The sequence below is a fragment of the Lactobacillus colini genome (assembly GCF_017874575.1).
Taxonomy (GTDB): domain Bacteria; phylum Bacillota; class Bacilli; order Lactobacillales; family Lactobacillaceae; genus Lactobacillus; species Lactobacillus colini.
The window spans coordinates 70,897-77,126 of the sequence record NZ_JAGGLU010000011.1 but is presented as its reverse complement, the minus strand read 5'-3'; the positions used below and the strand labels follow the sequence as shown (position 1 = coordinate 77,126).

The window sequence follows — 6,230 nt, the reverse complement described above, 5'->3', positions numbered from 1 at the left end:
TCGTTTGGGGTTACTCACCCCGCACACTTTGCGAAACTTTGTTCAGTTTTCAAGGTACGAAAGTCGATAAACGACTTATTTAATTTATCATATCTAATCATCTTTGTCAAGATGTTTTTTTGATAAATTGTTGTGTCGTGTGTTCTTTTCTCAACGACAGTTTTTTATTATACATACTGCCATTTATATTGTCAACATCTTTTTTAGAAGTTTTAATTTACTTTTCTCACGACAACATCAAATATATTATCGCAAAAGTACTCCTTTGCCAACTACTTTTTAGTAAAAAAATCATTTATCTGTTTATCTAATGCGTCTTGGCAAGTTTTGAAATCCATGTTAGCCCTTTTCGAAGTCCAAAAATGGATATATCTCTTCTTGTTTTCATTTTCAAAAGGCATTACTGCACGGCGAGATAGACTAATTTCCCCATTATAGGGATCAATATCTAAAATCATTACTTTTATAGTTGTTCCTACTTTAAACTCACGTCCAATATCTTTAATATATCCACTACGAACTTCAGAAATATGTATTAATCCTTCTTGCTGTGAGTTTAACTTTACAAAAATTCCATATTGCTGGATACCATTGATTGTTCCCTCAACAATATCTCCAATTTTTAATTTCATTTTGTCACCTTTTTCTTAAAATAATATCTTTGAATAAAAAAGAAATTGAAATTATGTAATAATAAATACGAGTAAAATTAAGGAGTGATTTAATGAATAATTATGATCTTGCAATCATTGGTGCAGGTCCTACTGGCTTATTTGCCAGTGCTTTTGCCAACTTACATGGCTTAAAAACTATCACGTTTGAAGCATTGTCAAAAGTTGGCGGACAAGTTCAATGGCTTTATCCACAAAAAAATATTCAGGATATTGCCGGTTATAAATCAATAACTGGAATAAATCTAATCAATAATCTTAGCCTGCAAGCCGCAAAAACTACCTTCATTACTAATCATAAAGTCAAAATTATTGAAAGAAAAGAAAATAGCACTTTTTCTATTGATGATACATATACAGTTAAAAGCATCATTATTGCAGCGGGCTTAGGAGCATTTCGCCCTAAAAAGTTTCCAATTCAATTAAACGAAAATCTACAAAAACATTTTCATTATTTTATGACAACCCCTGAAGATTTTACTAATAAAGATATTGCAATCTTTGGTGGTGGTGACTCAGCGCTCGATTGGTCCTTACAACTTGCCCCACAATCACACATTAGTATTGTTCACCGTCGCAATCAATTTAGAGGATTAGAAAGCAGTGTACAACAACTCAAAAATTTAGATAATGTTGAATTTTTTACACCTTATCTCCCCAAAGATGTGAACTTAGTTGATAATAAGATCGTATTAACTCTGAAAGCTGTCGGGACAGACTCTATTATTGAAAAAAAATTCGACGAAGCACTAGTTGCCTATGGCTTTCGGTCAGATAACCTTCAACTTCGCAGATGGGGGCTAGAACTTGAAGAAGGTCTATTAAAAGTTAGTCGAACAATGCAAACCAATATCGACGGAATTTATGCTATTGGTGATACTGTTAATTATCCAGGGCGTGTACCAATGATAGCACTAGGATTTGGTGAAGCCCAAATTGCAGTTACTAATATTATGAATGATCTTTTCCCTGATAAAAAAATGACACTTCATTCCACAAGTATCTAAAGAAAGGAAAATTAATTGAATTTAATAGACTTTATTTTGCATATTGATAAGCACTTAGTAACAATTGTTAATACATTTGGCAATTGGACTTATCTTATTTTATTTCTGATTGTTTTTATTGAAACAGGGTTAGTAATTTTTCCATTTTTACCCGGTGATTCTTTAATTTTTGCTGCATGCGCAATGGCTGCTATCCCCAAATATGGCCTCAATTTTTGGACATGCTATTTAATCTTTATTTTTGCTGCAGTTATCGGCGATACCGTTAATTATGAAATTGGGAATTGGTCAGAACATAACGGAGCTAAATATCCATGGTTTAATAAACTGATTAATAAAGATAAGCGTAAGGCCGCCGAAAATTTCTTTGCAACTCATGGCGGTAAGACAATTGTTATTGGAAGATTCATTCCATTTATCAGAACATTTGTACCTTTTGTTTCTGGCGCAAGTAAAATGCATTATCGTACGTTTATTATTTACAACTTTATTGGTGGCTTTTTATGGGTAACTTTATTCGCCTTAGTTGGATATTTTTTTGGAAATATACCTCTCGTTCAAAACCACTTTTCATTTATCGTATTGGGAATTATTTTAATATCTGTTGTCCCAATATTTATCATCTGGCTACGCAAAAAAATCGTACAAAAAAAGGAGCTTTAAAGCTCCTTTTTACATTTATAAAATAAAATTCCAAAATACAACTCATAAATAATTATCCCTGACGCAAAACAACTTGCAAAAAAGTTTTCAGTCAAAACATTGATAATTGGATCAGTGCTAGGATCGAATAACCAATTATTATTGTTAAAAAGCAAATGATGAAATTCAATAAAAAATTGATCAAAATTAATTAATGCCAAAGGCAACAAAGTTAATGGAATAAGCATAAAGACTATTATCTCAACTGATGTTAGACGCAGATAAGACAGCTTTTTACGACGAGATAAAAACACTAAAATAATTACACCTACTATAAATGCAATCAATGCCAAGCCAAATAACAACTTACACTCATAAAAATGCTGCGCTGCCTGGCTTGACGTAGGAAAGTTAGTCATTTTTAGGGTCTTCTTAAAAGGCCAAAGTAAATAAAACATTAGTTGATTATAATTTTTTATAATTACTTCTATGGGTAACTTAACTATTGCAGCCGTATGTTCCAGATTAATTGAAGCAGCTAATAAAGGCCAGCTCAATATAATTGCTCCGATCACAGATGTTGCAATCGCAAATAAAAAATTATAAATAATTACAATAATTGATTTTTTTCTTAAACTAGCCATTTATCTAAATTCTCCACTGTATAAGTTGGCTTAGTCTGTTTGTTTTCAATCTGTGCAACTGTACTTACCCCTGTTAGTGTCAATAAAGTATCCATATGACAGTTAATTCCAGCCATAATATCCGTATCATAATTATCACCAACAATTAATGCCCTACTTTTATCCAACTTCATTAATTCTAGAGCATAATTAATAATGATAGATGATGGCTTGCCAATAAAGATAGGCTTTACACCAGTTGCTGCGGTAATCATCGCACATTGAGAGCCATTGCCAGGAAGCAGTTCATCACCTGAGGGCAGATTCATATCTTGATTAGTCCCAATAAAGGTAGCTCCATTCCTAATTGCACGGCACGCTATCCTAATTTTATGGTACGTTAAATCAGTATCCATCCCTACAATAACGTATTTAGGATGTGTCTCATCAAGATAAAAATGCTCATCTGATAACATCCCTTCCTTTAATCCCACTTGACCAATTATATATACTGGTATTTTATCCAAATCGGGATTCTCTTCTAATAAATATGAAATAGTCGCTAAAACGGGCGTATATATATGATCAACATCAGTATCAATCCCATGACGCTTTAATTTATCGACGACCATTTCTCGTGTTCTAGTTGTATTATTAGTCAAAAATAAATATTCTATATCTTTTTCTTGCAAGCGATGAACGAAGTTTACACCCGTTTGAATAGTTTTAGGACCACGATAAACTGTCCCATCTAAATCAATTAAATAGCCTTCGTATTTATTATTCTTCACAATTAACCCTTTCTCTTCTTTATCACAAATCTCTGTTTTCGCTGTCCTGGCTTCTTCTTTTTTACAGCAAATGTGTTTCTTTTTATACGGGAACGATGGACTTTCCGCTCTTTAAAGTAATTGCGTTTGTGTTTTTTCCTTCTATACGCAAAATTATCTGATCTTTTACGATTTTGCCTTCCTAATACAATTTTTTTGATTTCATTTTGACCTAATAAATGTAACACAAAGTAAGGACTACCAGGATTACAATATTCTTCTAAATAATCCACAATTGCATTAGCCTTTTTATCAATTGCAGTTCGGTCGGTAACTTCATAAAATCCCTTTAATCTTAGGTGTTCACTAGACACATCTCCTACAAGATAGTCATACTGGTTTAAAAAAGGATCGTATTTTTCCCGTAAGGTTTCAATATCTAATGCTTCCTTTACATTATCTAAAATTTCATACTGACGGTTATCAATTACTACAATATTATCTTTACGAAACACTTTTGCCAAAGAGTGGTATATTTTTTTATCATTTTCGCTATTAATTTTCTTATTCTGGTTTTCTATTTGTTTAGCCATCTTATCATCAATCTAACTAGTCTAATGGATACTTTTTTGATAAATAGTCTCCTACTACTGTACGCAAATAATCTGGAAATAAAAATTTATTTTCTCCCATAATTGAAATTGTTGGAAAAAACGGAATTAATACGTAGTGATCAAGCAAGGCTAATTCGTATTCTCGATAAGGATCAATCTCTTGTCCATTAATATAAACAGTACGTGTTTCCTCATCTACACTAATTCCCTTGTAAATAATATTGCCAAATATTTTTCCCCTAAAGCTCATCCCTTTAAGTGGAAACTTCTTCAAAAAATGGCGATTCTTTTCCATTTCCATTACCATTCGCCAAACATCACTGCCTCTTAGCCGAGTCTTTACAACGTGCATAGGGTGAGGAAGGATATATTGTAAGTCATCCTCAGTAATAACGCCCGACTTAAATGAGTCTAAAAACAAACCGCTATTTAGCACAGCAATATCAGTACCAGCAAAACTACTAATTGCATCTAAAGAGACTTTAATAGTTAATAGCTTATCTTGAGTAAATTCTAAAGGTAATTTAGCTATCGTCCTTTCCCTTAAAACAGCAGTACCTTGACTAGAAAGTCGCTCAACAAATTCTGCATCCCCTTCAGCTGCTGGTAAGCTGGAAGTAGCTATCGTCTGCGGTCTAATCTTAGTAATGTGATGGTCAACATCAAGTTCAATCTGAATGTCACCAATATAATGACCCCACTTCCCTGTCTGTACAATCCAGGTATTATTAACCTTCTCACCATTAGGAATTAAATCATGACTGTGACCACCAATAATTAGATTTATCTCTGGATAATGCTTAGCTAAATAACGATCCATAGTTAACCCAATATGGCTAATTACAATCAAGATATCATATTTTCCCTCTAATTCTGGTAAGACTTTATCCATCGTTTCTGAAATTAGCTTTACATGCCAGTGATTAGGACCATAGGTCATCGGATAAGCAGCAGTTAGGCCTACCATTGCTATTCTAGTACCCTTTTTAGTCTTAATGATTTCATAGGGATTACACCATTTTGGAAAGCTTTCATCTTCTTCGTGTAAGTTTGCTAATAATACAGGGAATTCTGCATGCGTAAATAAGCGCTCTAATACCTGATGAGAATTTGATATTCCTTCATTATTACCAATAGTAATTGCATCATAATGTAATTCATTCATCAAAGCAATATTTGCCTGCCCCTCAGTTGCATCAGATAAGGGGTGTGAGCGATCCATAAAATCCCCTGCATCAAAAGTGAATACCTGATCAACACTGGTATCAGCCTGGGCTTTTCTTAAATATCGACCGATTTTAGGAAATTGCTCAAAATGAGAATGCAGGTCATTAGTATGTAGGATTCTTAATTTCTCCATTAGCTTATTCACCTCACACTAACCAATTCTATTGGCCTTTAAAATCATCTTATAGGCATCTAATATCTTACCCTTAGGCTTATCCCATTCAACCCAAGAAGGATTACGCCAATCATCCTCATTAGTTAAAGTTTCCAGATCATAATTTTCATTGATATATTTTTCATAAGTTAATAAAGCAGAAGTACGTGGCAAATTTAATTGAAGAATTTTTACTCGCTTAATATCACCACGATCTACTGCTAATTCAGCAATACCATTTTGATCAATATTTGAAATTTCATAGTATTTACTACCATCATTACGTGTTACTTCTTCAATTAAATTTAATTGTTGATAATCTTTTGCCATTTTAAATTAAATTCTTTCTACCAAGTATAAACAAATTACTTTAAAAATAACATGTTACCATTCCTAGCATAAAGCTAAAAATAAGGTCTTGAATTATTGTATCACAAAATAATTTTTTCTTATTTATCCTAAATATTCCCAGAACTAAATATCTTTTCTTGGCTTTTAAGCATCAAAATGCTGTAATATTTA

At 32.7% G+C, this 6,230-nt stretch carries 8 protein-coding genes; 2 read left to right on the top strand and 6 right to left on the bottom strand.

All coding sequences use genetic code 11. The features are described 5' to 3' along the window. Positions 1-272: 272 nt before the first annotated feature. A complete protein-coding gene (locus J2Z60_RS08800) occupies positions 273-632 on the bottom strand; it encodes a CvfD/Ygs/GSP13 family RNA-binding post-transcriptional regulator (RefSeq protein WP_209687325.1) in 360 nt (119 codons plus the stop codon). A gap of 92 nt (positions 633-724) precedes the next feature. On the opposite strand from J2Z60_RS08800, the gene J2Z60_RS08795 reads away from it, so the two are divergent. Beyond that, on the top strand, positions 725-1,678 hold the full coding sequence (locus J2Z60_RS08795) for an NAD(P)/FAD-dependent oxidoreductase (RefSeq protein ID WP_209687324.1): 954 nt from the start codon (positions 725-727) through the stop codon (positions 1,676-1,678). A gap of 15 nt (positions 1,679-1,693) precedes the next feature. Then, complete coding sequence (locus J2Z60_RS08790) at positions 1,694-2,341, top strand: VTT domain-containing protein (protein ID WP_209687323.1); 648 nt, start codon at positions 1,694-1,696, stop codon at positions 2,339-2,341. Here the strand turns inward: J2Z60_RS08790 and J2Z60_RS08785 are convergent. Genes J2Z60_RS08785 through J2Z60_RS08765 form a run of 5 tightly spaced genes read right to left on the bottom strand, consistent with a single transcriptional unit; the run spans position 2,338 to position 6,038 of the window. Further along, entirely contained in the window at positions 2,338-2,964 is a 627-nt protein-coding gene (locus J2Z60_RS08785; protein WP_209687322.1) for a TIGR01906 family membrane protein, read from the bottom strand. The genes J2Z60_RS08790 and J2Z60_RS08785 overlap by 4 nt on opposite strands. Next, a complete protein-coding gene (locus J2Z60_RS08780; RefSeq protein WP_209687321.1) occupies positions 2,952-3,734 on the bottom strand; it encodes a TIGR01457 family HAD-type hydrolase in 783 nt (260 codons plus the stop codon). Before J2Z60_RS08780 ends, J2Z60_RS08785 begins: the two co-directional genes overlap by 13 nt. Before the next feature lie 2 nt (positions 3,735-3,736). Continuing rightward, positions 3,737-4,306 (bottom strand): YutD family protein, encoded by a 570-nt coding sequence (locus J2Z60_RS08775; RefSeq protein WP_209687320.1) that lies wholly within the window; start codon positions 4,304-4,306, stop codon positions 3,737-3,739. Between the two features lie 16 nt (positions 4,307-4,322). After that, positions 4,323-5,687: a bifunctional metallophosphatase/5'-nucleotidase gene (locus J2Z60_RS08770; protein ID WP_209687319.1), complete on the bottom strand. Its 1,365-nt coding sequence runs from the start codon at positions 5,685-5,687 to the stop codon at positions 4,323-4,325. 18 nt (positions 5,688-5,705) lie between these two features. Beyond that, positions 5,706-6,038, bottom strand: a complete 333-nt coding sequence (locus tag J2Z60_RS08765) for a hypothetical protein (protein WP_209687318.1) — start codon at positions 6,036-6,038, stop codon at positions 5,706-5,708. Between the last annotated feature and the right edge of the window lie 192 nt (positions 6,039-6,230).